Here is a 21,828-nt window from a genome sequence, read left to right as displayed (position 1 = left end):
CGCCGCGGCACCGTCCAGCGCCCCGTGCGCTGGAACCCCGACATCACGGCCACGGCCCGCGCCGACGAGCCCTCGCCGCCGACGATCCGCCCCGCCCAACTCGTACCCGCGGCCGGGTCCTTCGTCATCGACACGGCGGGCACGGCGACGCCCGAGACCGGCAGGTCACGGGTGATCGGCGCGAGTTCCCCGTACGTCCGCGCCTGGTACGTCGCGTCGAGCCGCTCCTCGAACTCCGCCATGTCCAGCCGCCCTTCCGCGAGGGCGTCCCGCAGGACCTCGGCGACTCGTTCACGATCGGCGTCGGAGGCGCGCAGCTCCGGAGCATCGTCGGTCATACCAGCAGCCTACGGACTCCCCGCGCCGCGCACTACGCGGTCGCCCGCTCCTCGTACATCTTGGCGATCACGGCCTCGATGTCGGGTTCCCGCACCGACAGGTCGACCAGCGGATACTCCGCCGCGATCCGCGCCACCAGCGGCGCCGCCGACTGCGCGGCCGGGAAGGCGAGCCACTGCCGGGGCCCCTCCACCCGCACCACGCGGGCCGGGGCCGGGGCGTCGATCGGCGGCAGCTCCCGCTCCAGGTCCACGACCAGGGTGCGCTCGCTCTCCCCCGCCTCGTGCAGCCCGGCCAGCGGGCCGTCGTACATCAGCCGCCCCTGGTCGATGACCATCACCCGGGAGCACAGCTGCTCGATGTCCTGGAGGTCATGGGTGGTCAGCAGCACGGTGGTGCCGCGCTCGGCGTTCAAGTCCCGCAGGAACGCGCGCACTCGAGCCTTGGACACCACGTCGAGACCGATGGTCGGCTCGTCCAGGTACAGCACCTCGGGGTCGTGCAGCAGCGCCGCCGCGATGTCGCCGCGCATCCGCTGGCCGAGGGAGAGCTGGCGCACGGGCACGTCCAGCAGGGCGCCCAGTTCCAGGAGTTCGACGCACCGGTCGAGGTTGGCGCGGTAACGGGCGTCGGGAATGCGGTACATGCGGTGGGTCAGCCGGTACGAGTCGATCAGCGGCAGGTCCCACCACAGGGTCGTCCGCTGCCCGAACACCACCCCGATCCGGTGCGCGAGCCGCGACCGTTCGCGGGACGGGTCGATGCCCGCGACCCGCAGCCGGCCGCCGCTCGGCGTGAGGATGCCGGTCAGCATCTTGATCGTCGTCGACTTGCCGGCGCCGTTCGGGCCGATGTACCCGACCATCTCGCCGCGCGGCACGGTGAACGAGATCGAGTCGACGGCCCGCACCTGCCGCCGCTCCCGCTTGAGAAAGCCGGTCTTCCGGCGCACGTCGAAGACCTTCTCGACGCGGTCCACCTCGATGAAGGCACCGTCCCCGAAGGCACTGTCCCCGGCACTGTCCATTGGGCCCCTCAGCTCCTCAGCTCCCCGTGCTCCGATACGTCCGCAGGCCCGCCCGCCACGCGAGCCCCGCCAGCGCCCCGCACGCCACCGCCACCACCGGCGGCGTGAACGCCACCCACCCGGGCAGCCCCAGCGGATACGGCCGGTCCAGGACGTACGCGGCGGGCAGCCAGTTCACGAAGGCCAGCGGCAGGACGAAGGTCACCCCGCGCACCAGCTCCTTGCCGAAGATCGTCGGCGGGTACTGGAGCAGCGTCGTACCCCCGTACGTGAACGCGTTCTGCGCCTCCGACGCGTCCTGCGCCACGAACTGGAACGCCGCCCCCGCCACGAACACCGCACCGAAGATCCCCGCCCCGCTGACCAGCGCCACCGGCATCAGCAGCAGCTTCGGCACCGTCCAGTCGATGTCCACCGTCCACAGGGCGTACGCCAGCACCAGCGCGCCCTGGGTGACCCGGCCCAGGCGGCGCAGCGCGAACCGGTCGGCGGCGACCTGGGCGAGCACCGGCGCGGGCCGCACGAGCAGGGTGTCCAGGGTGCCGTCGCGCAGCCGGCGGCCCAGCCGGTCCATCGAGCCGATCGCCAGGTCGGCCAGGCCGAAGGAGACGCTGGACAGGCCGTAGAGGAAGGCGACCTCGGGCAGCGCGTAGCCGCCGAGCGCGTCGACCCGGGAGAACATCAGCAGGATCGCCACGAAGTCCAGCGCCGTCGCCGCGAAGTTGCCCAAGGTGGTCATGGCGAAGGAGGCGCGGTACGCCATCGTGGAGCGGATCCACATGGCGGCGATCATCCGGTAGGCGCGCACCCCGTCGACCAGCCGGTTCTCGCCCACCCGGCGTCCGGCCGCACTGCTCTCGGCCACCCCGCTCCGAGCCACTCCGTGCTCACCCACCCTGCACCACCACCCGCCGTGTCGCCGCCGACTGCACCAGCCGCCCGGCCGCCAGCAGCGCCACCGCCCACGCCGCCTGGAAGGCGAACGTCCCCAGCGCGTCCGCCTTCCCCAGCAGCACGTCCGCGGGTGCCTGGAGCAACGACGACCAGGGCAGCGCCCGTACGGCCTCCCCCAGCCCGCCCGGGAAGACGTTCAGCGGCAGCAGCATCCCCGAGCAGAAGAACCCGGCCAGCCACGCCATCTGGGCCACGCCCGTGCCGTCGATCAGCCAGAACGCGCTCAGCGCCACCAGATAGCGGATGCCGAAGCTGACCACCATGCCCAGTACCACGGCCACCAGGAACGCCGCCCACACCCCCGGCCGGGACGGCAGCTCCACGTCGAAGAACAGCGCCCCGAACGCGAACGGCACCACCCCGCGCCCCAGCAGCTGGAACGCGGCCCGGCCCAGGTCCGCGGCGAGCCACCACAGCTGGAGGTCGGCCGGCCGGTACAGGTCGATCGCGACATCACCCGTACGGATGCGCTCCATCAGCTCGTCCTCGAAGCCACCGCCGCCGATCGCGGCAGCCGCCAGCAGCGCCTGCCCCAGCCACACATAGGTGACCGCCTGCGCCTGGTCGTACCCGCCGAGCTGCGGTCTCTCGTCCCACAGCGCGAGGTAGGTGTGGACGAGAATCAGACCGAAGACGGTGTTCGCGAACACCCCCGCGGCCGTGGCCGCCCGATACGTCGCGTACCGTCGGAAACCCCCCGCAGCGACGGCCGCGTACAACCGTCCCGCACCCACACCAACCGCCTCCCGGGCCCGCCGACACGAAGCGCAGGAGCCTAGCGGGCGGCCCACCGTGCCTGCCACGCAATTTCCGGCAGAACCGTGCGGTGATCCGGGAACGGAACGCGCGGCGCGAGAGTCTTCATCCGGGGGGCGCTTAAACGTACGAGGCGTACGGGAACGTACGCGGCGAAAACAGGAGTCCGTGCACGACATGAGCGACGAGCCGCAGCCGCAGGCGCACCAGCCGAACGAGGGCGGGCCGGGAGGCGGGCCGGGGGGCGGTAAGGCCAAGCGGCCCAAGCGCACCGGCTGGCGCCGCGTCATCCCCACCTGGCGGATGGTGCTCGGCACCTTCGTGACCGGCCTGCTGCTGCTCGGCGGTCTGTTCTTCCTCGGCTACTCGCTGGTGAAGATCCCGCCCGCCAACGCCCTCGCGATCAAGCAGAGCAACGTCTTCCTCTACGCCGACGGCACCCAGCTCGCCCGCGACGGCGAGGTCAACCGGGAGAACGTCACCCTCGCGCAGATCTCCAAGGACGCCCAGCACGCCGTGCTCGCCGCCGAGGACCGCGACTTCTACTCGGAGTCCGCCGTCGACCCCAAGGCGATGGTCCGCGCCGCCTGGAACACCGCCACCGGCAAGGGCAAGCAGTCCGGCTCCACCATCACCCAGCAGTACGTGAAGAACTACTACCTCGCCCAGGAGCAGACGCTCACCCGCAAGGCGAAGGAGTTCTTCATCGCGATCAAACTGGACCGCGAGACGTCCAAGGACGAGATCCTCCAGGGCTACCTCAACACCAGCTACTTCGGCCGCAACGCCTACGGCATCCAGGCCGCCGCCCAGGCCTACTACGGCGTCGACGCCACCGAACTCGACGCCGCCAAGGGCGCCTACCTCGCCGCGCTGCTGAACGCGCCCAGCGAGTACGACGTCGTCGCCCACCCGGAGAACCGCAAGTTCGCCGAGGCCCGCTGGAACTACGTCCTGGACGGCATGGTCAAGGAGAACTGGCTGAGCGAGTCCGAGCGGGCCGGCATGAAGTTCCCCATGCCGAAGGAGACCACCGTCTCCACCGGCCTGTCCGGGCAGCGCGGCTACATCGTCCGGATCGTCAAGGACTACCTGATCAAGAACGACATCGTCGACGAGGCGTCCCTCGACGCGGGCGGCTACCGCATCACCACCACCCTGGAGAAGCCCAAGCAGGACGCCTTCGTGAAGGCCGTCGACGACCAGCTGATGAGCAAGCTGGACCCGGAGAACAACAAGGTCGACACCTACGTCCGCGCGGGCGGCGCCGCCGTCGACCCGCAGACCGGCAAGGTCGTGGCGATGTACAACGGCATCGACTACGTGAAGCAGTACACGCCGAACGCCACCCGCCGCGACTTCCAGGTCGGCTCCACCTTCAAGCCGTTCGTCTTCACCTCGGCCGTCGAGAACGGCTCCACCACCCAGGACGGCCGCCCCATCACCCCCAACACCATCTACGACGGCACCAGCGAACGCCCCGTGCACGGCTGGGACGGCGGCTACTACGCCCCCGAGAACGAGGACCACTACGACTACGGCCCCATCACCGTCCGCGAGGCCACCGACAAGTCCGTGAACTCCGTGTACGCGCAGATGGCCGTCGACGTCGGCTCCGACAAGGTCAAGCAGACCGCGATCGACCTCGGCCTGCCCGCCGACACCCCCGAACTGCACACCGGCCCGTCCATCGCGCTCGGCACGGCCACGGCCAGCGTCCTCGACATGGCCGAGGCGTACGCCACCCTCGCCAACCACGGCGAGCACGGCACGTACACCATGATCGAGGAGCTGACCAAGGACGGCGTCGAGATCCAGCTCCCGCAGCGCACCACCCGCCAGGCGATCAGCCGCGCCGCCGCCGACACCACCACCTCGGTCCTGCAGAGCGTCGTCGAGAACGGCACCGCCACCGCCGCGCAGGCCGCGGGCCGCCCCGCCGCCGGCAAGACCGGCACCGCCGAGGAGGACACCGCCGCCTGGTTCGCGGGCTACACCCCCGACCTGGCCACCGTCGTCGCCGTCATGGGCCAGGACCCGGTCACCGCCGACCACAAGCCGCTCTACGGCGCGCTGGGCCTCGACCGGATCAACGGCGGCGGCGCGCCCGCCGACATCTGGGCCCAGTTCACCAAGGACGCCCTGGAGGGCACCCCGGCCACCGAGTTCAACCTGGAGCTCCAGGACGGCGCCGAGGACTGGGTGTACCCCGAGGTCCCGCCGGCCACCGAAAGCCCCGAGACCGACGCGCCCACCGACGGCGCCACCCCCGGCGAGACCGGCGACACCGACGAGGGCCGGACCGAGGGCCAGACCGAGGGCGGCACGACCGACGGCGGCACCACCGGCGACACCGGCACCCCGGACGACGGCACCACGGGCGGGACGACCGGCGGCACCACCACCGACGGAGGGACCACCGGCGACGGCGGCACGACCACCGACGGCGGGACCACGGGTGACACGACCACCGGCGGCGCCGACGGCGGCACCACCGGTGGCACACCGGGCGGTCCCGGCGGACCCGCCGGGACGACGACGGGCATCACGCCGACCAGCCGGCGGGAATGAGCCCGTCCCCGTCCGTGGGGCTCAGTGACCGGAGGTCGCCTTGAGCCCCACCACGGCCACCAGCAGCAGACAGACGAAGAAGATCCGGGCGGCGGTCGCCGGCTCACCCAGCACGACCATGCCGAGCACCGCCGAACCGGCCGCGCCGATCCCCACCCAGACGCCGTAGGCGGTACCGATGGGCAGGGAACGGGCCGCGTAGGACAGCAGCAGCATGCTGGCGACGATGCCGGCGCCGGTGAACAGGCTCGGGACGAGACGGGTGAAACCGTCGGTGAACTTCATCCCGATCGACCAGCCGACCTCCAGCAGACCGGCGACGATCAGCAGAACCCAGGCCATGGGGGCACCTCCGAGAGACGTATGTCGCGGCAACGGGGTGCGTCGTCTTTGCCTTGACCCGGTACGGCGCGTCTCGTCGGGTGCCGTTCCAACGTAGCAAAAGGCAGCGCAGAGGGCCGGTGACGATCGTCACCGGCCCTCTGCCGTGCGCATGGCCGTCCTACAGGTACAGGCCCGTCGAGTCCTCCGACCCCTCGAACCGGTCCGCGGCCACCGCGTGCAGGTCGCGCTCCCGCATCAGCACGTACGGCACACCGCGCACCTCGACCTCGGCACGGTCCTCCGGGTCGTAGAGCACCCGGTCGCCCGGCTCCACGGTCCGTACGTTCTGGCCCACCGCGACGACCTCCGCCCAGGCCAGCCGACGGCCCACGGCCGCCGTCGCGGGAATCAGGATGCCGCCGCCCGAACGCCGCTCGCCCTCGCTGGTGTCCTGCCGCACGAGCACACGGTCGTGCAGCATCCGGATGGGCAGCTTGTCGTGCGGGATGTTCTGGTCGTCTCTCTTGGCACTCACGCTGTCGAACCTACCTGTCCGGCCTCAGCCCTTGCGCCGCCGGGTGCCGAGGACGAGCAGCCCCACCACGCCCACGGCGACCAGCGCGACGGGCACGACCCGCTCCAGCCGCGGCGCCCCCTCGTCATCGACGAACGACGCCCTCACCTCACTCACCACCCGATTGACCTGCACATACGCCCGGCCGACCGTGTGATCGATATTGCTGACCACCTTCGCCTTGGCGTCCCCGACGATGGTCTTCGGATGCACCCGCACCCCGATCTCGTCGAGCGTCTCGGCCAGCATTTCGCGGCGTCGCTTGATGTCCGCCTCGATCTGCGCCGGGGTTCTGGTGTCCGACGTGTCCGCCACCGTACGGCCTCCGAAGTCTGCGTTTGCCTGTTGCGGACAGTCTGTCAGCTCAGCGTCCCGCCGCACTGTCAGCACCCCCGGTTACGCTAGCCGGATGAGCGAGCGACTTCAGCCCGGGGACACCGCCCCCGCCTTCACCCTCCCCGACGCCGACGGCCGCGAGGTCTCCCTCTCGGACCACAAGGGCCGCAAGGTCATCGTCTACTTCTACCCCGCCGCCCTCACCCCCGGCTGCACCAAGCAGGCCTGCGACTTCACCGACAACCTGGACCTGCTGGCCGGCGCGGGCTACGACGTGATCGGCGTCTCCCCCGACAAGCCCGAGAAGCTCGCCAAGTTCCGCGAGAAGGAATCCCTCGGCGTCACCCTCCTCGCCGACCCCGACAAACAGGTCCTCGAGGCCTACGGCGCCTACGGCGAGAAGAAGCTCTACGGCAAGACGGTCGTCGGCGTCATCCGCTCCACGGTGATCGTCGACGAGGAGGGCAAGGTCGAACGCGCCCTCTACAACGTCAAGGCCACCGGCCACGTCGCCAAGATCATCAAGGACCTGGGCATCTGACCCGCCCCCCTTCCCCCGACGGGCCGGGCGTGACCCCTTCCACCGCGGCTCGTTGATCCGTACGAGACGGGAACGCCTGACCGATCCGGGGGTGGGCATGGGCGCCAGGTACACCCGCGAGCTGCTGGAAGAGGCAGCTCGCGAGACACGGCACATCGACGACGCGGTCCGGTGGTGCGGAGGACGCCCGACACCGGGCACGCGCAGGTATCTGCGCCAGAAGATGGCCGAGGCCGGCATAGACATCGCCCATCTCGCGACGAACCAGGTCCGCCACACCGAAGAGCGCCTGCGTGCCGCCGTCGCCGCGTCGAACAGCATGCGGGACGTCGTACGGCACCTGGGCCTCGACCAGGTCGGCGGCAATCAGGCCCACATCGCCCGCAGGATCAGAGCGCTCGGCATCGAGATCTCCCACTTCGCGGCAGCCCGTAGGCTCCCCGCGGCGAAGGCCGGCCCCCGCGGTGCCCTGCTCTGCCTGGGCGAGCGCGAGGACGGGCGGGTCTCCGGCGAGCGGCTGCGGCGCGAGTTGCTGCGCATCGGACGCGCCGAGCGATGCGTTCTGTGCGGCACCGGCCCGGAATGGAACGGCAGGCCTCTCAGGCTAGAAGTCGATCACATCAACGGGAAGTGGTGGGACAACCGCCAGGAGAACCTGCGCCTGTTGTGCCCCAACTGCCACGCGGTGACCGACACCTATCGTGGCCGCAAGCGGGGGCGCGCATGAGCCGGGCCCGCTTCCCCCAAGAAACCCTCGCAGCCACGGCGGCCGTCTCCACCAGCCTGGTGGACCTGCTGCGCCGTCTGGACGCGCCGCTGTGCAGCCAGACGCTTCGCTACGTGCGCAAAAGACTGGAGCACTACGGGATCGAAACCTCTCACTTCGTCCACGAGCCGCTGCCCGTGCGGGAGAGGGTGGTGTACACCCGCGAGGCCCTCGCGGAAGCGGCGGCACGCTCCACCGGCATCCGTGAGATGTTCGACCACCTGGGCGTTCCCCCCGGGGACAGCCTGTACGGGCACCTCCGGAAGAAGCTCGCCGAGTGGGACATCGACACCACGCACTTCACCACAGGGCGGGGACAGGGCACGCGGCTCGTACCTGCCGAACCGCTCAGGACAGCCGTCGCCGACTCCAGCAGTCTCGCCGGACTCCTCCAGGCACTCGGTCTGTCGGACAACGGGAGCAACCGGCAACGCGTGAAACGGAGTCTGGAAGCGCATCACATCTCCACGGCCCACTTCACCGGCCAGGGACACCGCAAGGGAGTTCCCTCGCCTCGTCGCAGATCGGCCGATGAAATCCTCCGGCAGCAGCCGACGGGCACGCCCCGGACTAAGACGGAGGTCCTGCGCCGTGCGCTCGACGACCTGGGCGAGCCCCGCGTCTGCGCCAAGTGCGGCCTGGGTGACACCTGGCAGGGCAGGCGGCTGGTGCTCGAGATCGATCACGTCAACGGCGACCGATGGGACAACCGGCGGGAGAATCTACGGTACCTGTGTCCTTCCTGTCACAGTCAGACGAGGACCCACTCCCGACCGGGTCGCGTGCGAGCCGCTCGCGCCCAGTAGAGTAACGGCGTTGGGCCCGTACCCCAGCTGGCTAGAGGGCGCCGGTTTAGGTCCGGTGTGTCGTGGGTTCGAGTCCCACCGGGCCCACCCAACGCCCCCTTTCACCCAGCTCAGACCCCGAGCAGTTCCCGCACCACCGGGACCAGCGCGCGGAACGCCTTGCCGCGGTGGCTGATGGCGTTCTTCTCCTCCGGGGTCAGTTCCGCGCAGGTACGGGTTTCGCCCTCGGGCTGGAGGATCGGGTCGTAGCCGAAGCCGCCGGTGCCGGCGGGCTCGTGGCGCAGGACGCCCCGCAGGCGGCCTTCGACGACGCGCTCCGTGCCGTCCGGCAGCGCCAGGGCCGCCGCGCAGGCGAAGTGGGCGCCGCGGTGTTCGTCGGCGATGTCGGAGAGCTGGGCGAGCAGCAGGTCGAGGTTGGCCTTGTCGTCGCCGTGGCGGCCGGCCCAGCGGGCGGAGAAGATGCCGGGGGCGCCGCCCAGGACGTCCACGCAGAGGCCGGAGTCGTCGGCGACCGCGGGGAGGCCCGTGGCCTGGGCGAGGGCGTGGGCCTTCAGCAGGGCGTTCTCGGCGAAGGTGACGCCGGTCTCCCGGACGTCGGGGACGTCGGGGTAGGCGTCGGCGCCGACGAGTTCGTGGGGCAGGCCTGCGTCGGCGAGGATCGCCCTCAGCTCGGTGATCTTTCCGGCGTTGCGGGTGGCGAGGATCAAGCGGGTCATGCCGTTCAGTATCCCTGCCGGTGTCCGGGCCGCCCGCGGGGCGTTACGAGGTGCAGACCTTGGTCAGTTCGCCGGCCGCGTCGGTGACGCCGGCGATGTCGGGGGTCTGGTCGCCGTTCTCGATGGCGGTGGTGACCTCGATGAGGGCGCGGCGCAGGTCCTCGGTGGCCTTGTCGAGGTCGGCGTCGCCGGTCTCGCTGTCGATCTTGTCGAGGCTCTTCCCGATGGAGTCGATGGCCTCCTGGGTCTGCGTCGGGTCGTTGGCGGCGCTGTCGACGGCCTGCTGGAGGTCGGTCACGGCGTCGGCGACGGCGTCGGCGGTCTCGACGCAGTCGAGCGCCTTGTTGACGGCGTCGCAGCCGGTGGTGAGACCGAGGGTGAGGCCGACGGCGGCCACGGTGGCGGCGATGGCGGTGCGGGTTCGGCGGCGGCGGCTCACGGCCATGGTTCTGGTTCCCTCCCTGACGCAGGCCCTCGGGCCCCCGGACTGGCCGGGCGCACGGTGGTGAAGCCGTGCGCCCGTACTTCTCAAGACGCGGTGATGCTCGGCGCGGTTGCCCGTGCCGAGCATCGGTTTTGGTGCGCTCTTTACTTTCCGTCGGCCGTTTCGAGCGCCGCGCGCTGTGCCGCGGCCAGGTCGGTGCAGCCGGCGACCGCGAGGTCGAGCAGGGCGTTGAGTTCGTCGCGGGCGAAGGGCTCGGCCTCCGCGGTGCCCTGGACCTCGACGAAGCGGCCGTCGCCGGTGCAGACGACGTTCATGTCGGTCTCGGCGCGGACGTCCTCCTCGTAGCAGAGGTCGAGCAGCGGGACGCCGGCGACGATGCCGACGGAGACGGCGGAGACGGTGCCGGTCAGGGGCTTGCGGCCGGGCTTGATCAGCTTCTTGCCCTGGGCCCAGGAGACGGCGTCGGCGAGGGCCACGTAGGCGCCGGTGATGGCGGCGGTGCGGGTGCCGCCGTCGGCCTGGAGGACGTCGCAGTCGAGGACGATGGTGTTCTCGCCGAGTGCCTTGTAGTCGATGACGGCGCGCAGGGAGCGGCCGATGAGGCGGGAGATCTCGTGCGTACGGCCGCCGATCTTGCCCTTGACGGATTCCCGGTCGCCGCGGGTGTTGGTGGCGCGGGGAAGCATGGAGTACTCGGCGGTGACCCAGCCTTCTCCGCTGCCCTTGCGCCAGCGCGGGACGCCTTCGGTGAAGGAGGCGGTGCACAGCACCTTGGTGTCGCCGAAGGAGACGAGGACGGAGCCCTCGGCGTGCTTGCTCCAGCCGCGTTCGATGGTGACCGGGCGGAGTTGTTCGGGGGTGCGGCCGTCGATTCGAGACATGGGCTGAGCCTAGCCGTATATGGAAGGGGCCCTTCCCGGGCGTGTGGCGCGGGAAGGGCCCCTTTCGGGGTGGGCCGAGGGCTCACATGAGGTCTTCGATCTCCGCGGCGATCGGGTCGGCGTCGGTGCCGATGACGACCTGGATGGCGGTGCCCATCTTGACCACGCCGTGGGCGCCGGCGCCCTTGAGGGCGGCGTCGTCGACCAGCGAGGCGTCGCTGACCTCGACCCGCAGGCGGGTGATGCAGCCCTCGATCTCTTCGATGTTGTCGATGCCGCCGAGCCCGGCAACGATCTTCTCAGCCTTGCTGGCCATGTTCTTTCTCCCTGATCCGGCAGGATGTGTGCCGTTTGTGCTGCTTTGTCGCAGTAACCCACAGTCGGCGCAACTTCGCGAGCATATCGGCCGTGTGAACCGCAGGATGACGTCACGGCAACACAATCGTCCATGACTGGTCTACACCACCTGACAGACGGTCGCCAAACCGCTCGGAAGGACCCTCATGAGTGCCGACGCCGTCAGTCCGGCCCGCGCCCGCTGGAACTCCCTGTTCCAGGGCTTGCAGAAGATGGGCCGCAGCCTTCAGCTCCCGATCGCCGTGCTGCCGGCCGCGGGCATCCTCAACCGGCTGGGGCAGCCGGACGTCTTCGGCGACGAGGGACTGGGCTGGACCGATGTGGCCAAGGTGATGAACGGCGCGGGCGGTGCCCTGCTGGACAGTTCGCTCGGGCTGCCGCTGCTGTTCTGCATCGGTGTGGCCATCGGCATGGCGAAGAAGGCGGACGGTTCGACGGCGCTCGCCGCCGTGGCGGGTTTCCTCGTCTACTACAACGTGCTGCGGCAGTTTCCCGAGGACTGTCCGGCCGGGACGAAGCCCGTCGTCAACATCGGCTGCCAGGGGACGGTCGACGGGACGGTGAGCGCGTTCACCTACCAGAACCCCGGGGTGTTCGGCGGCATCGTGATGGGTCTGCTGGCGGCGTTCTTCTGGCAGCGCTACCACCGGACCCGGCTGGTCGACTGGCTGGGGTTCTTCAACGGGCGCCGGCTGGTGCCGATCATCATGGCGTTCGTGGCGATCGTGTTCGCCGCGCTGTGCCTGTGGGTGTGGCCGCCGATCGGTGACGCGCTGGAGAGCTTCAGCGACTGGATGAGCGACCTGGGCGCCTGGGGCGCGGGTGTGTTCGGCGTCGCCAACCGCGCGCTGCTGGTGATCGGGCTGCACCAGTTCCTGAACGTGCCCATCTGGTTCCAGTTCGGGACGTACACCAAGCCCGACGGCCAGCAGGTGCACGGGGACATCAACATGTTCCTGGCGGGCGACCCGGACGCCGGTCAGTTCACCTCGGGTTTCTTCCCGATCATGATGTTCGCGCTGCCGGCCGCGGCCCTGGCGATCACGCACTGCGCGCGGCCGAACCGCCGCAAGGAGGTCGGCGGCCTGATGCTGTCGGTGGCGCTGACGTCGTTCGTGACCGGCATCACCGAGCCCATCGAGTACTCGTTCCTGTTCATCGCGCCGGCGCTGTACGCGATCCACGCCCTGCTCACCGGGGTGTCGATGGCGGTGACGTGGGGGCTCGGGGTGCACGACGGATTCAGCTTCTCGGCCGGTCTGATCGACTACGTCATCAACTGGAATCTCGCGACGAGACCGTGGCTGATCATTCCGATCGGGTTGGTATTCGCCGCCGTCTATTACGCGGTCTTCCGATTCGCGATCACGAAATTCGATCTGAAGACGCCGGGGCGGGAGCCGGAGGAAGAGGTCGAGGACGTCGCGAAGGTCTGATCCAACGCGGGAAACGCCCTAGGTCACAGGCACGCGGCGTAGCGGCTCGGTAGCTGGAATCGTGGGTTCCTTATCCATCCTTCATCGTGCTAAAACAGGTCTACACCACTGAGTGGTGTAGACCACCACCCGATGGAGGAAGTCTATGAGCACCGCCACCTCGACGGCGGCCCCCACGAAGAAGTGGGGATCCGGTCTTTTCCAGGGCCTTCAGAAGGTCGGCCGCAGCCTTCAGCTCCCGATCGCCGTCCTGCCGGCCGCGGGCATCCTGCTGCGGCTCGGCCAGCCGGACGTCTTCGGTGCGGACGGCCTGGGCTGGGGCAAGGTGGCGGCTGTGTTCGCCACCGCGGGCGACGCGGTCTTCGCGAACCTGCCCCTGCTGTTCTGCGTCGGCATCGCCATCGGGTTCGCCAAGAAGGCCGACGGCTCCACCGCTCTCGCCGCGCTGGTCGGCTTCCTCGTCTACAAGAACGTTCTGACCGCGTTCCCCATCACCGAAGCCAAGGTCACCAAGGGGGCGGACGTAGCCGCCACCTACAACGACCCGAAGGTCTTCGGCGGCATCATCATGGGCCTGATAGCCGCGGTCGTCTGGCAGCGCTTCCACCGGACCAAGCTCCCCGACTGGCTGGGCTTCTTCAACGGCCGTCGCCTCGTGCCGATCCTGATGGCCTTCATCGGCACCGCCGTAGGTGTCGTCTTCGGCCTGGTCTGGGAGCCCATCGGCGGCGTCATCACCGACTTCGGCGAGTGGATGACCGGGCTCGGCGCGGCCGGCGCGGGCATCTTCGGCGCGATCAACCGAGCGCTCCTCCCGGTGGGCATGCACCAGTTCGTCAACACGGTGGCCTGGCAGGAGATCGGCTCCTTCACGGACTCCGCCGGTGCCGTCTGGCACGGTGACCTGCCGCGCTTCTTCCACGGCGACCCGACCGCCGGTCAGTTCATGACGGGCTTCTTCCCGATCATGATGTTCGCCCTGCCGGCCGCCGCCCTGGCCATCACGCACTGCGCCCGTCCCGAGCGCCGCAAGGCGGTCGGCGGCATGATGGTGTCCCTCGCGCTGACCTCGTTCGTCACCGGCATCACCGAGCCGATCGAGTTCGCGTTCATGTTCATCGCGCCGGTGCTGTACGTCATCCACGCGATCCTGACCGCCATCTCGATGGCCGTCACCTGGGCGCTGGGCGTGCACCACGGCTTCAGCTTCTCGGCCGGCGCGATCGACTACTTCCTCAACTGGAACCTGGCCACCAAGCCATGGATGATCATTCCGATCGGCCTGGTCTTCGCCGCGATCTACTACGTGACCTTCCGGTTCGCGATCGTCAAGTTCAACCTCACCACGCCGGGCCGCGAGCCCGAGGAGGAGGTCGAGGACCTCACGAAGGCGTGAGTCCCGCCCGACAGCCGAAGGCCCCGGAACCGACGCGGTTCCGGGGCCTTCCCGCATGCGGGTGCTAGGTCGTGTCCGCAAAGTCCCGTCGTCCGCCCGAAGGGCGGGCCCCGCGGCGTCTGGTGCGTGCTCTCGGCGCGCCGGGCGGAGTCCCTCGTACTGGATGTACTTGGGGCTTCGCCCGGCGCGGCGAGAGTGCGTGCCAGGCGTCGCGGGGCAGACGGGACTTTGCGGACACGGCCTAGATCTCGTACGACCTCCTGGGCACCGCCAGTTCCACCGGGCCCTCGTACACCGCCCGGGCGTCGGTCAGGTTGACCTGGGGGTCGGTCCACGGGGGGATGTGGGTGAGGACCAGGCGGCGGGCGCCTGCCCGGGTTGCCGTCTCGCCCGCCTCGCGGCCGTTGAGGTGCAGGTCGGGGATGCTCTCCTTGCCGTGCGTGAAGGCGGCCTCGCACAGGAACAGGTCCGCGTCGCGGGCGAGTTCGTCGAGGGCCGGGGTCACGCCGGTGTCACCGGAGTAGGTCAGGATGCGGCCGCCGTGCTCGATGCGGATGCCGTACGCCTCCACGGGGTGCGCCACGCGTTCGGTGTGCACGGTGAAGGGGCCGATCTCGAAGGTCGACGGCTTGACCGTGTGGAAGTCGAACACCTCGCTCATCGAGGAGGCGGACGGGGTGTCGGCGTAGGCCGTGGTCAGCCGGTGTTCGGTGCCTTCGGGGCCGTAGACGGGGATCGGGTCACAGCGTCCGCCGTCGTGCCGGTAGTAGCGCGCCACGAAGTACGCGCACATGTCGATGCAGTGGTCGGCGTGCAGATGGCTGAGGAAGATCGCGTCGAGGTCGTAGAGACCGCAGTGGCGCTGCAACTCGCCCAGGGCGCCATTGCCCATGTCGAGGAGCAGCCGGAAGCCGTCGGCCTCGACGAGGTAGCTCGAGCAGGCCGATTCCGCGGACGGGAACGACCCCGAGCAGCCGACGACGGTGAGCTTCATGAAGCAGAAACCTCCGCTGGCGGGTGGTGAGTAACGGGGGTCGTGCGGTCCGTCGAGCGTAAGGCGCAAAACGTCCGGTCGCTCCTCCGGCAGTCGCCGTTGTGGGCGAACTCACCTGTGCTGTCACCGGTTCGGCTGGGCGCGCGGCTCATACGGCGCACGCGCAGGCGCGCGGTGGTGGGCGCACGCCGGTACCGTCGTCGGTATGGACACGTCCTGGTGGCCGGCGCTCGCGGCGGTGGTGCTCCTCGCGCTGGCCGCCGCGCTCGTGAGCGGCCGGGGCCGGCGGGTCCGGCGGGAGCGGGCGGAGGCGGTCCGGCCGCGGCCGGCGGAGATCTGGTGGGCGGACGGGCCTGGTGCTGTCGGTGCACCGGCGCCGGATCACGGTCGTGAAGATCACCAGCCGGTACCGCGACGAGCGCGCCGGGGTGATTCCGCTTCCGCCGGGGTCCGTGGGGGACACGCGGGGGCGGGCGAGCTTCCTGGAGACGGACGAGCCGTGCGTGGTCCCTGTCGGGGACTTCCGCAGGAGGGTGGGGGTGGTGGACCCGGTCCTCTGGGACCAGGTCCGTCACCTGACCGGGTAGCGGGCGTCTCCCGGGTGCGGGCCGTGGGGCTCCACCGCGCCCAGGCGGCAGAGCCGTATGCCGGTACAGCCCCGCGCCCCTCTTGGGGCGCTTCTCATGCCCAGAGCTGGCCCTGCAGGGTTTCGATCGCTTCTTCCGTCGTCGCCGCCGTGTAGACGCCTGTCGACAGGTACTTCCAGCCGCCGTCGGCCACGACGAAGACGATGTCCGCGCTCTCGCCGGCCTTCAGGGCCTTCTTGCCGACGCCGATCGCGGCATGCAGGGCGGCGCCGGTGGAGACGCCCGCGAAGATGCCCTCCTGCTGGAGGAGTTCCCGGGTGCGGGTGACCGCGTCGGCGGAGCCGACCGAGAAGCGGGTGGTCAGCACGGACGCGTCGTACAGCTCGGGGACGAAGCCCTCGTCGAGGTTGCGCAGGCCGTAGACCAGGTCGTCGTAGCGCGGTTCCGCCGCGACGATCTTGACGTCCGGCTTGTGCTCGCGCAGGTAGCGGCCGACGCCCATGAGGGTGCCCGTGGTGCCGAGGCCCGCGACGAAGTGGGTGATCGAGGGGAGGTCCGTGAGGATCTCGGGGCCGGTGGTGGCGTAGTGGGCGCCCGCGTTGTCCGGGTTGCCGTACTGGTAGAGCATCACCCAGTCGGGGTGCTCGGCGGCGAGTTCCTTGGCGACGCGGACGGCGGTGTTGGAGCCGCCCGCGGCGGGCGAGGAGATGATCTCGGCGCCCCACATGCCGAGCAGGTCCCGGCGTTCCTGCGAGGTGTTCTCGGGCATCACGCACACCATGCGGTAGCCCTTGAGCTTGGCCGCCATGGCGAGGGAGATGCCGGTGTTGCCGGAGGTGGGCTCCAGGATGGTGCAGCCCGGGGTCAGCCGGCCGTCCTTCTCCGCCTGCTCGATCATGTGCAGGGCGGGGCGGTCCTTGACCGAGCCGGTGGGGTTGCGGTCCTCCAGCTTGGCCCAGATGCGGACGTCGGCGGACGGCGACAGCCGCGGCAGGCGCACCAGGGGGGTGTTGCCGACCGCGGCCAGCGGGGAGTCGTACCGCATCGCCGGTCAGGCCATGCCGCCGGCCACGGCCGGCAGGATCGTGACGTTGTCGCCGTCGGACAGCTTGGTGTTGATGCCGTCGAGGAAGCGGACGTCCTCGTCGTTCAGGTAGACGTTGACGAACCGGCGGAGCTGGTCGCCGTCCACGATCCGGGCCTGGATGCCCGCGTGCCGGGTCTCGAGGTCGGCGAACAGGTCGGCGAGGGTGTCACCGTTGCCCTCCACCGCCTTCTGGCCGTCGGTGTACTGGCGGAGGATGGTGGGGATGCGGACCTCGATGGCCATGGCAAGGGGCTCCTGTCGGAAAAAAAGGGGTCTCGGTCGGTGGGCGCGCGATGAGGTTTCCCCCAGGCCTTCGGCTCCGGGGGAGCGCCGCGGCACACGGCCGTACGGCGGCAGCGCGGTGTCAACAGATGGCGCTGTTCAGCCTGCACAGATCGACGTGCAGACGCGCCACGAGCAGCGTGCCCGGCGCCTTGTCACTCACGTCGAGGAGAACCATGGGCTCATCGTATCGATTCCCGGTCCGGTTTCTGGAATGTGATCTCAGATGGTGGATGAATTCTGACCGAAGTGCGGTCAGTAGGCCTCCACGACGTTCACTTCCTCCTCGGTGACCTGGCCTTCGACGATTCGGTACGAGCGGAACTGGAACGCGCCCATCCCGTCGGTGTCGGCGGTGGAGACCAGGACGTAGTGGGCGCCGGGCTCGTTGGCGTACGAGATGTCGGTGCGCGAGGGGTAGGCCTCGGTGGCGGTGTGGGAGTGGTAGATGACCACCGGCTCCTCGTCGCGGTCGTCCATCTCGCGGTAGAGCTTGAGCAGGTCGCCGGAGTCGAACTCGTAGAAGGTGGGCGACATGGCCGCGTTCAGCATGGGGATGAAGCGCTCGGGGCGGTCCGAGCCCGCCGGGCCCGCGATGACGCCGCACGCCTCGTCGGGGTGGTCCTTGCGGGCGTGCGCGACGATCTGGTCGTAGAGGGCCTGGGTGATGGTCAGCATGTTCGTCAGGATAAGCAAAAGGGCCGTTCCGTACCGAGGGTTGGTACGGAACGGCCCATATGCCGGACGCCCTGAGCGGCGGCCGCCGGGAGTGCCACGAGTACTCCCCGCGGCCGGGCGTCCTCGGGGAGGGTCAGCCGCGCTTCTTGAAGGCCGCCGCTTCCGGGTTGCGGCTCTTCAGGACGAGGTAGGCGACGCCGAGGATCAGGGCCCACAGCGGCGCGCAGTACAGCGAGATCCGGGCGTCCTTGTCGATGCCCATCAGCACGATCACCATGCCGATGAAGGCGAGCGCGAACCAGCTGGTGAACGGCGCGCCCGGGGCGCGGAACTCCGAGCGGGGCAGCTCGCCGCGGTCGGCCTTGGCCCGGTAGCGGATCTGGCTGACCAGGATCATGATCCAGGCCCACATGCCGGAGATCGTGGCGAAGGAGACGACGTAGTCGAACGCCTTGCCGGGCCACTGGTAGTTGATCCACACGCCGACCATCATCAGCGCGGCGGAGAAGGTGGTGCCGACCAGCGGGAGGCCGTTGGAGGTCAGCTTGGTGAAGAGCTTCGGGCCCTGGTTGTTCAGTGCCAGGTCGCGCAGCATGCGGCCGGTGGAGTACATGCCGGAGTTGCAGGACGACAGGGCGGCGGTGAGGACGACGAAGTTGACGATGCCCGCGCCCGCGGCCAGGCCCATCTTCTCGAAGGCGGCCACGAAGGGGCTCACACCGGGCTGGAAGTGGGTCCACGGCACGACCGACAGGATCATGATCAGCGCGCCGACGTAGAAGACGGCGATACGCCACGGCACGGTGTTGATCGCCTTGGGAAGCACGGTCTTCGGGTCCTTGGACTCGCCCGCGGTCACGCCGACCAGCTCGACGGCGAGGAACGCGAACATGACCATCTGGAGGGTCATCAGGGACTCGCCGACACCGTGCGGGAAGAAGCCGCCGTCGCTCCACAGGTGGGTCACGGAGGCGGTGTCGCCGGCGTCCGAGAAGCCGATCGTCAGGATGCCGGCGCAGATCAGGATCATGCCGATGATCGCGGTGACCTTGACCATCGAGAACCAGAACTCCAGCTCACCGAAGAGCTTCACGGAGATGAGGTTGGCGGCGTAGAGGATGATCGTGAAGATCAGGGCCGACACCCATTGGGGGATGTCGAACCAGTACGTCATGTAGGCCGCGGCGGCGGTGACCTCGGTGATGCCGGTGACGACCCAGAAGAGCCAGTACGTCCATCCCGTCACGAAGCCCGCGAAGGGCCCGATGAACTCGCGTGCGTACTCCGAGAAGGAGCCGGATACGGGGCGGTACATCAGCAGCTCGCCGAGCGCGCGCATGATGAAGAAGATGACGAGGCCCGCGACGGCGTACGCCAGGATGAGGCTGGGCCCGGCCTTGGAGATGCCCTTGCCCGCCCCGAGGAAGAGACCGGTGCCGATGGCGCCGCCGATGGCGATCATCTGGATCTGCCGGCTGCCGAGGCCCCGCTCGTACCCCTCTTCGGAGGTGTTCTCCTTGTCGACCTGCACAGAGGTCATGTGTGGTGCGCCTTTCTCCATACCGACCCGGGCCTGTCGTCGGCCTCGGATCGGGTCACGATCCCCCCGGACTGCTGGAGCTGAGCGTTTCCGCTCCTGCCTGGCCGACGGTCGTCGGCTCGGTGGCGCACCCGGCGCGACATGGGTGGTGTGCGCCGGGCGATCGTGAAGGTCTATCACGGGCGCGACAGTGATCACCGGGGCGCAGTGTGGTGTACACCACAAGAGAAAGCGGACAAAGAGCACTCAGGCGGCGCATTCGGCGCACCACTGGTGACAGGATCGTTATCCGGATTTGAGCGTCCGCTGAGCGAACGTTTTCGCGCGTGCCCTTGGGGGCATATCAGGGCAAGCGTGCCGATCAGGGCAGCAGTGTCGAGACCAGCGTCTCCTGGAGCCCGCCCAGCCACAGATACGCCATCACCATCGGCTTGCGCGGATCCTCGTCCGGCAGCCGGTAGAGCAGATCGGTGTCGTCCTCGTCGGTGATCTCCAGCCGGGAGCCGATGGCGAGGCGCAGATCGTTGAGGGCGCCGAGCCACTGCCGGGACTGGTCGGGCGACAGCTTCAGCACTGCCCCGCCGTCACCGGCGGACGACAGCGCGTCCAGGGAACGGATCACCGCGAGGGCGTTCTCCCGCTTGCCGGCCCTCAGGTCGTTCTCGGTGTAGCGGCGGAACTCGGCGGAGTACGCCTTCTGCTCCTCGGCCGCCTTCGGGTCCGCGACGCCCTCCGGGTCGCCGTAGGCGTCCGGGAAGAGGCGGCGCAGCACCGGGTCGGCGGGCGGCTCGCTCGGGCCGTCGGCGAACAGCTCGGCGAACGGGTCGCCGGAGGCGTCCTCGGCGGGGCCGGGCCCGATGAGTTCCAGCAGCTGGACGGCCAGCGAGCGGATGATGGAGATCTCGACGTCGTCGAGGGCGACGGCCGCGCCGCCGCCGGGGAGCGGTTCGAAGGTTCCTGGCATGGAGGGATTCGCTGCTTCCGACCGGCTACTTGCGGTCCTGCTGGAGGGTGGCCCACAGACCGTAGCCGTGCATGGCCTGCACGTCGCGTTCCATCTCCTCGCGGGAACCGCTGGAGACGACCGCCCGGCCCTTGTGGTGGACGTCGAGCATGAGCTTGGTGGCCTTGTCCTTGGAGTAGCCGAAGTACGTCTGGAAGACATACGCCACATAGCTCATGAGGTTGACCGGGTCGTTGTGCACGATCGTGACCCAGGGGACGTCCGGCTCGGGGACGGCGGAGACCTCTTCCGCCGATTCGGTGCGTTCGATCTCGAGGGGAGCGGCTGACGTCACATGACCATGCTGCCACGCGCACCAGAAATCGTCACACTGACGAAATAGGAGTAGCATCCGTTGCCATGAACACAGCGGACCTTGGGCTGCCGGTGGATGTTCCCTCGACGGCGCTCTTCACGGACCAGTACGAGCTGACGATGCTGCAGGCCGCGCTGCGGGCGGGCACCGCCGAACGGCGGAGCGTGTTCGAGGTCTTCACCCGGCGGCTGCCGAACGGGCGCCGGTACGGCGTGGTCGCGGGCACCGGGCGGGTGCTGGACGCCGTCGAGAACTTCCGCTTCGACGAGGGCGTCCTCGGCTTCCTGCGCGAGCGCGGCATCGTCGGCGAGGAGACCCTGGACTGGCTCGCCGGGTACCGGTTCAGCGGCGACATCTGGGGCTACCCCGAGGGCGAGGTGTACTTCCCGGGCTCGCCGATCCTGCGGGTCGAGGGCAGCTTCGCCGAGTGCGTGCTGCTGGAGACGGTGGTCCTCTCCATCCTCAACCACGACTCGGCCATCGCCGCGGCGGCCTCCCGGATGTCCTCGGCCGCCGGGGACCGCCCGCTGATCGAGATGGGGGCCCGGCGCACCCACGAGCTGTCCGCGGTCGCCGCCGCCCGCGCCGCGTACGTCGGCGGCTTCGCCTCCACCTCGGACCTCGCGGCCGGCTTCCGCTACGGCATCCCGACCGTCGGCACCTCCGCGCACGCCTTCACCCTGCTGCACGACCGCGAGCGGGACGCCTTCCGGGCCCAGGTGGACTCCATGGGCCGCGGCACGACCCTGCTGGTGGACACCTACGACGTGACCGAGGCGGTCCGTACGGCCGTGGAGGTCGCCGGGCCGGAACTGGGCGCGGTGCGGATCGACTCCGGCGACCTGCTGCTGGTCGCGCACCGGGTGCGGCAGCAGCTGGACGAGCTGGGCGCCGTGAACACGAAGATCATCGTGACCTCGGACCTCGACGAGTACGCCATCGCGTCGCTGGCGGCGGCCCCGGTGGACGCGTACGGCGTCGGCACCCAGCTGGTCACCGGGTCCGGCTATCCGACGGCCTCCATGGTCTACAAGCTGGTCGCCCGCGCCGAGTCCGCCGACCCGGCGGCGCCGCTGGTGCCGGTGGCGAAGAAGTCCAGCGGCGGCAAGATGTCCG

26 protein-coding genes, 1 tRNA gene, 1 pseudogene and 1 riboswitch are annotated in these 21,828 nt (G+C 69.7%); of the genes and pseudogenes, 9 read left to right on the top strand and 19 right to left on the bottom strand.

The window, feature by feature from the left end; genetic code table 11:
- From CCN42_RS44510 to CCN42_RS18100, 4 genes are all read right to left on the bottom strand, one after another.
- Nucleotides 1–338, bottom strand: a 338-nt coding sequence (locus CCN42_RS44510) for a DUF1707 SHOCT-like domain-containing protein (protein WP_245877340.1), incomplete at its 3' end; no start/stop codon positions are given.
- Nucleotides 339–370: 32 nt separating this feature from the next.
- A complete protein-coding gene (locus CCN42_RS18110; protein WP_107427608.1) occupies nucleotides 371–1,366 on the bottom strand; it encodes an ABC transporter ATP-binding protein in 996 nt (331 codons plus the stop codon).
- Nucleotides 1,367–1,382: 16 nt separating this feature from the next.
- Nucleotides 1,383–2,231: an ABC transporter permease gene (locus tag CCN42_RS18105; RefSeq protein WP_245877339.1), complete on the bottom strand. Its 849-nt coding sequence runs from the start codon at nucleotides 2,229–2,231 to the stop codon at nucleotides 1,383–1,385.
- A 22-nt stretch (nucleotides 2,232–2,253) separates the two neighbouring features.
- Nucleotides 2,254–3,054, bottom strand: coding sequence for an ABC transporter permease (locus tag CCN42_RS18100; RefSeq protein ID WP_086736998.1), 801 nt, complete (start codon nucleotides 3,052–3,054; stop codon nucleotides 2,254–2,256).
- Between the two features lie 199 nt (nucleotides 3,055–3,253).
- Between CCN42_RS18100 and CCN42_RS18095 the strand changes: the two genes are divergently transcribed.
- Nucleotides 3,254–5,647 (top strand): transglycosylase domain-containing protein, encoded by a 2,394-nt coding sequence (locus tag CCN42_RS18095; protein ID WP_086737003.1) that lies wholly within the window; start codon nucleotides 3,254–3,256, stop codon nucleotides 5,645–5,647.
- A 21-nt stretch (nucleotides 5,648–5,668) separates the two neighbouring features.
- Here the strand turns inward: CCN42_RS18095 and CCN42_RS18090 are convergent, their stop codons facing one another.
- The 3 genes from CCN42_RS18090 to CCN42_RS18080 form a co-directional block, all read right to left on the bottom strand.
- Nucleotides 5,669–5,989: a DMT family transporter gene (locus CCN42_RS18090; protein ID WP_086168080.1), complete on the bottom strand. Its 321-nt coding sequence runs from the start codon at nucleotides 5,987–5,989 to the stop codon at nucleotides 5,669–5,671.
- Nucleotides 5,990–6,025: 36 nt separating this feature from the next.
- A riboswitch (guanidine-III (ykkC-III) riboswitch) is annotated at nucleotides 6,026–6,088 on the bottom strand.
- A gap of 61 nt (nucleotides 6,089–6,149) precedes the next feature.
- The gene (locus tag CCN42_RS18085; protein WP_373296984.1) at nucleotides 6,150–6,452 is read right to left on the bottom strand and encodes a GroES family chaperonin; all 303 of its coding nucleotides are present in this window, start codon (nucleotides 6,450–6,452) and stop codon (nucleotides 6,150–6,152) included.
- A 78-nt stretch (nucleotides 6,453–6,530) separates the two neighbouring features.
- On the bottom strand, nucleotides 6,531–6,860 hold the full coding sequence (locus tag CCN42_RS18080) for a DUF3618 domain-containing protein (protein ID WP_086736996.1): 330 nt from the start codon (nucleotides 6,858–6,860) through the stop codon (nucleotides 6,531–6,533).
- A 94-nt stretch (nucleotides 6,861–6,954) separates the two neighbouring features.
- On the opposite strand from CCN42_RS18080, the gene bcp reads away from it, so the two are divergent.
- The 4 genes from bcp (at nucleotide 6,955) to CCN42_RS18060 (ending at nucleotide 9,081) form a co-directional block, all read left to right on the top strand.
- Entirely contained in the window at nucleotides 6,955–7,422 is a 468-nt protein-coding gene (bcp, locus tag CCN42_RS18075) for a thioredoxin-dependent thiol peroxidase (RefSeq protein ID WP_086168078.1), read from the top strand.
- A 97-nt stretch (nucleotides 7,423–7,519) separates the two neighbouring features.
- Nucleotides 7,520–8,149: an HNH endonuclease gene (locus CCN42_RS18070; protein WP_086736994.1), complete on the top strand. Its 630-nt coding sequence runs from the start codon at nucleotides 7,520–7,522 to the stop codon at nucleotides 8,147–8,149.
- Nucleotides 8,146–8,994 (top strand): HNH endonuclease, encoded by an 849-nt coding sequence (locus tag CCN42_RS18065; RefSeq protein ID WP_086736992.1) that lies wholly within the window; start codon nucleotides 8,146–8,148, stop codon nucleotides 8,992–8,994. Before CCN42_RS18070 ends, CCN42_RS18065 begins: the two co-directional genes overlap by 4 nt.
- 12 nt (nucleotides 8,995–9,006) lie before the next feature.
- Nucleotides 9,007–9,081, top strand: a tRNA-Leu gene (locus tag CCN42_RS18060).
- A gap of 23 nt (nucleotides 9,082–9,104) precedes the next feature.
- On the opposite strand, the gene rdgB is transcribed toward CCN42_RS18060, so the two are convergent.
- From rdgB to CCN42_RS18040, 4 genes are all read right to left on the bottom strand, one after another.
- Nucleotides 9,105–9,710 (bottom strand): RdgB/HAM1 family non-canonical purine NTP pyrophosphatase, encoded by a 606-nt coding sequence (gene rdgB / locus CCN42_RS18055; RefSeq protein ID WP_086736990.1) that lies wholly within the window; start codon nucleotides 9,708–9,710, stop codon nucleotides 9,105–9,107.
- 43 nt (nucleotides 9,711–9,753) lie between these two features.
- The gene (locus CCN42_RS18050; RefSeq protein ID WP_086736989.1) at nucleotides 9,754–10,155 is read right to left on the bottom strand and encodes a hypothetical protein; all 402 of its coding nucleotides are present in this window, start codon (nucleotides 10,153–10,155) and stop codon (nucleotides 9,754–9,756) included.
- A 143-nt stretch (nucleotides 10,156–10,298) separates the two neighbouring features.
- Nucleotides 10,299–11,036 (bottom strand): ribonuclease PH, encoded by a 738-nt coding sequence (gene rph, locus CCN42_RS18045; protein WP_086168075.1) that lies wholly within the window; start codon nucleotides 11,034–11,036, stop codon nucleotides 10,299–10,301.
- Between the two features lie 82 nt (nucleotides 11,037–11,118).
- Nucleotides 11,119–11,352, bottom strand: coding sequence for a PTS sugar transporter subunit IIB (locus tag CCN42_RS18040; RefSeq protein WP_086168074.1), 234 nt, complete (start codon nucleotides 11,350–11,352; stop codon nucleotides 11,119–11,121).
- Nucleotides 11,353–11,539: 187 nt separating this feature from the next.
- Between CCN42_RS18040 and CCN42_RS18035 the strand changes: the two genes are divergently transcribed.
- On the top strand, nucleotides 11,540–12,829 hold the full coding sequence (locus CCN42_RS18035; RefSeq protein ID WP_086736987.1) for a PTS transporter subunit EIIC: 1,290 nt from the start codon (nucleotides 11,540–11,542) through the stop codon (nucleotides 12,827–12,829).
- 145 nt (nucleotides 12,830–12,974) lie between these two features.
- Nucleotides 12,975–14,225, top strand: coding sequence for a PTS transporter subunit EIIC (locus tag CCN42_RS18030; RefSeq protein WP_086736985.1), 1,251 nt, complete (start codon nucleotides 12,975–12,977; stop codon nucleotides 14,223–14,225).
- Nucleotides 14,226–14,466: 241 nt separating this feature from the next.
- On the opposite strand, the gene CCN42_RS18020 is transcribed toward CCN42_RS18030, so the two are convergent.
- Entirely contained in the window at nucleotides 14,467–15,219 is a 753-nt protein-coding gene (locus CCN42_RS18020) for an MBL fold metallo-hydrolase (RefSeq protein WP_086736981.1), read from the bottom strand.
- A 205-nt stretch (nucleotides 15,220–15,424) separates the two neighbouring features.
- Here CCN42_RS18020 and CCN42_RS18015 point away from each other — a divergent pair.
- Nucleotides 15,425–15,806 (top strand): annotated as a pseudogene (locus CCN42_RS18015) (type II toxin-antitoxin system PemK/MazF family toxin).
- A 94-nt stretch (nucleotides 15,807–15,900) separates the two neighbouring features.
- On the opposite strand, the gene CCN42_RS18010 reads toward CCN42_RS18015, so the two are convergent.
- The 7 genes from CCN42_RS18010 to clpS all read right to left on the bottom strand — a co-directional run bounded on the left by CCN42_RS18010 (nucleotide 15,901) and on the right by clpS (nucleotide 20,748).
- Nucleotides 15,901–16,851, bottom strand: coding sequence for a PLP-dependent cysteine synthase family protein (locus CCN42_RS18010; protein WP_086168069.1), 951 nt, complete (start codon nucleotides 16,849–16,851; stop codon nucleotides 15,901–15,903).
- A 6-nt stretch (nucleotides 16,852–16,857) separates the two neighbouring features.
- Nucleotides 16,858–17,136 carry a MoaD/ThiS family protein gene (locus tag CCN42_RS18005; RefSeq protein WP_086736980.1) on the bottom strand — a complete coding sequence of 93 codons (279 nt, stop codon included), beginning with the start codon at nucleotides 17,134–17,136 and terminating at the stop codon, nucleotides 16,858–16,860.
- Nucleotides 17,137–17,257: 121 nt separating this feature from the next.
- The gene (locus CCN42_RS45885; protein ID WP_019065921.1) at nucleotides 17,258–17,353 is read right to left on the bottom strand and encodes a putative leader peptide; all 96 of its coding nucleotides are present in this window, start codon (nucleotides 17,351–17,353) and stop codon (nucleotides 17,258–17,260) included.
- Between the two features lie 77 nt (nucleotides 17,354–17,430).
- A complete protein-coding gene (locus tag CCN42_RS17995; RefSeq protein ID WP_086168067.1) occupies nucleotides 17,431–17,853 on the bottom strand; it encodes a M67 family metallopeptidase in 423 nt (140 codons plus the stop codon).
- 133 nt (nucleotides 17,854–17,986) lie between these two features.
- Nucleotides 17,987–19,393, bottom strand: a complete 1,407-nt coding sequence (locus CCN42_RS17990) for an amino acid permease (protein WP_245877338.1) — start codon at nucleotides 19,391–19,393, stop codon at nucleotides 17,987–17,989.
- A 361-nt stretch (nucleotides 19,394–19,754) separates the two neighbouring features.
- Complete coding sequence (locus tag CCN42_RS17985) at nucleotides 19,755–20,357, bottom strand: DUF2017 domain-containing protein (RefSeq protein WP_086736976.1); 603 nt, start codon at nucleotides 20,355–20,357, stop codon at nucleotides 19,755–19,757.
- Between the two features lie 25 nt (nucleotides 20,358–20,382).
- Entirely contained in the window at nucleotides 20,383–20,748 is a 366-nt protein-coding gene (gene clpS / locus CCN42_RS17980) for an ATP-dependent Clp protease adapter ClpS (RefSeq protein ID WP_086736974.1), read from the bottom strand.
- Between the two features lie 8 nt (nucleotides 20,749–20,756).
- On the opposite strand from clpS, the gene CCN42_RS17975 reads away from it, so the two are divergent.
- Nucleotides 20,757–21,828: nicotinate phosphoribosyltransferase (locus CCN42_RS17975; RefSeq protein WP_107427609.1), on the top strand; the 1,072-nt coding region annotated here is incomplete at its 3' end.

Origin of the sequence: Streptomyces glaucescens (assembly GCF_002154375.1) — a bacterium.
GTDB lineage: Bacteria > Actinomycetota > Actinomycetes > Streptomycetales > Streptomycetaceae > Streptomyces > Streptomyces glaucescens.
This window is presented reverse-complemented; position numbering and strand designations above follow the sequence as displayed.

Excerpts from the sequence above, each read along its gene's own strand:
- CCN42_RS18020 (WP_086736981.1), bottom strand. The coding sequence starts at position 15,219 with ATGAAGCTCACCGTCGTCGGCTGCTCGGGGTCGTTCCCGTCCGCGGAA.
- bcp (WP_086168078.1), top strand. The coding sequence starts at position 6,955 with ATGAGCGAGCGACTTCAGCCCGGGGACACCGCCCCCGCCTTCACCCTC.
- CCN42_RS18095 (WP_086737003.1), top strand. The coding sequence starts at position 3,254 with ATGAGCGACGAGCCGCAGCCGCAGGCGCACCAGCCGAACGAGGGCGGG.
- CCN42_RS17990 (WP_245877338.1), bottom strand. The coding sequence starts at position 19,393 with ATGACCTCTGTGCAGGTCGACAAGGAGAACACCTCCGAAGAGGGGTAC.
- CCN42_RS18035 (WP_086736987.1), top strand. The coding sequence starts at position 11,540 with ATGAGTGCCGACGCCGTCAGTCCGGCCCGCGCCCGCTGGAACTCCCTG.
- CCN42_RS18110 (WP_107427608.1), bottom strand. The coding sequence starts at position 1,366 with ATGGACAGTGCCGGGGACAGTGCCTTCGGGGACGGTGCCTTCATCGAG.
- CCN42_RS18040 (WP_086168074.1), bottom strand. The coding sequence starts at position 11,352 with ATGGCCAGCAAGGCTGAGAAGATCGTTGCCGGGCTCGGCGGCATCGAC.
- CCN42_RS18070 (WP_086736994.1), top strand. The coding sequence starts at position 7,520 with ATGGGCGCCAGGTACACCCGCGAGCTGCTGGAAGAGGCAGCTCGCGAG.
- clpS (WP_086736974.1), bottom strand. The coding sequence starts at position 20,748 with ATGCTACTCCTATTTCGTCAGTGTGACGATTTCTGGTGCGCGTGGCAG.
- CCN42_RS17995 (WP_086168067.1), bottom strand. The coding sequence starts at position 17,853 with ATGCTGACCATCACCCAGGCCCTCTACGACCAGATCGTCGCGCACGCC.
- rph (WP_086168075.1), bottom strand. The coding sequence starts at position 11,036 with ATGTCTCGAATCGACGGCCGCACCCCCGAACAACTCCGCCCGGTCACC.
- CCN42_RS17985 (WP_086736976.1), bottom strand. The coding sequence starts at position 20,357 with ATGCCAGGAACCTTCGAACCGCTCCCCGGCGGCGGCGCGGCCGTCGCC.
- CCN42_RS18010 (WP_086168069.1), bottom strand. The coding sequence starts at position 16,851 with ATGCGGTACGACTCCCCGCTGGCCGCGGTCGGCAACACCCCCCTGGTG.
- CCN42_RS18085 (WP_373296984.1), bottom strand. The coding sequence starts at position 6,452 with ATGCTGCACGACCGTGTGCTCGTGCGGCAGGACACCAGCGAGGGCGAG.
- CCN42_RS18005 (WP_086736980.1), bottom strand. The coding sequence starts at position 17,136 with ATGGCCATCGAGGTCCGCATCCCCACCATCCTCCGCCAGTACACCGAC.
- CCN42_RS18090 (WP_086168080.1), bottom strand. The coding sequence starts at position 5,989 with ATGGCCTGGGTTCTGCTGATCGTCGCCGGTCTGCTGGAGGTCGGCTGG.
- CCN42_RS18030 (WP_086736985.1), top strand. The coding sequence starts at position 12,975 with ATGAGCACCGCCACCTCGACGGCGGCCCCCACGAAGAAGTGGGGATCC.
- CCN42_RS18065 (WP_086736992.1), top strand. The coding sequence starts at position 8,146 with ATGAGCCGGGCCCGCTTCCCCCAAGAAACCCTCGCAGCCACGGCGGCC.
- CCN42_RS18050 (WP_086736989.1), bottom strand. The coding sequence starts at position 10,155 with ATGGCCGTGAGCCGCCGCCGCCGAACCCGCACCGCCATCGCCGCCACC.
- CCN42_RS45885 (WP_019065921.1), bottom strand. The coding sequence starts at position 17,353 with ATGGTTCTCCTCGACGTGAGTGACAAGGCGCCGGGCACGCTGCTCGTG.
- rdgB (WP_086736990.1), bottom strand. The coding sequence starts at position 9,710 with ATGACCCGCTTGATCCTCGCCACCCGCAACGCCGGAAAGATCACCGAG.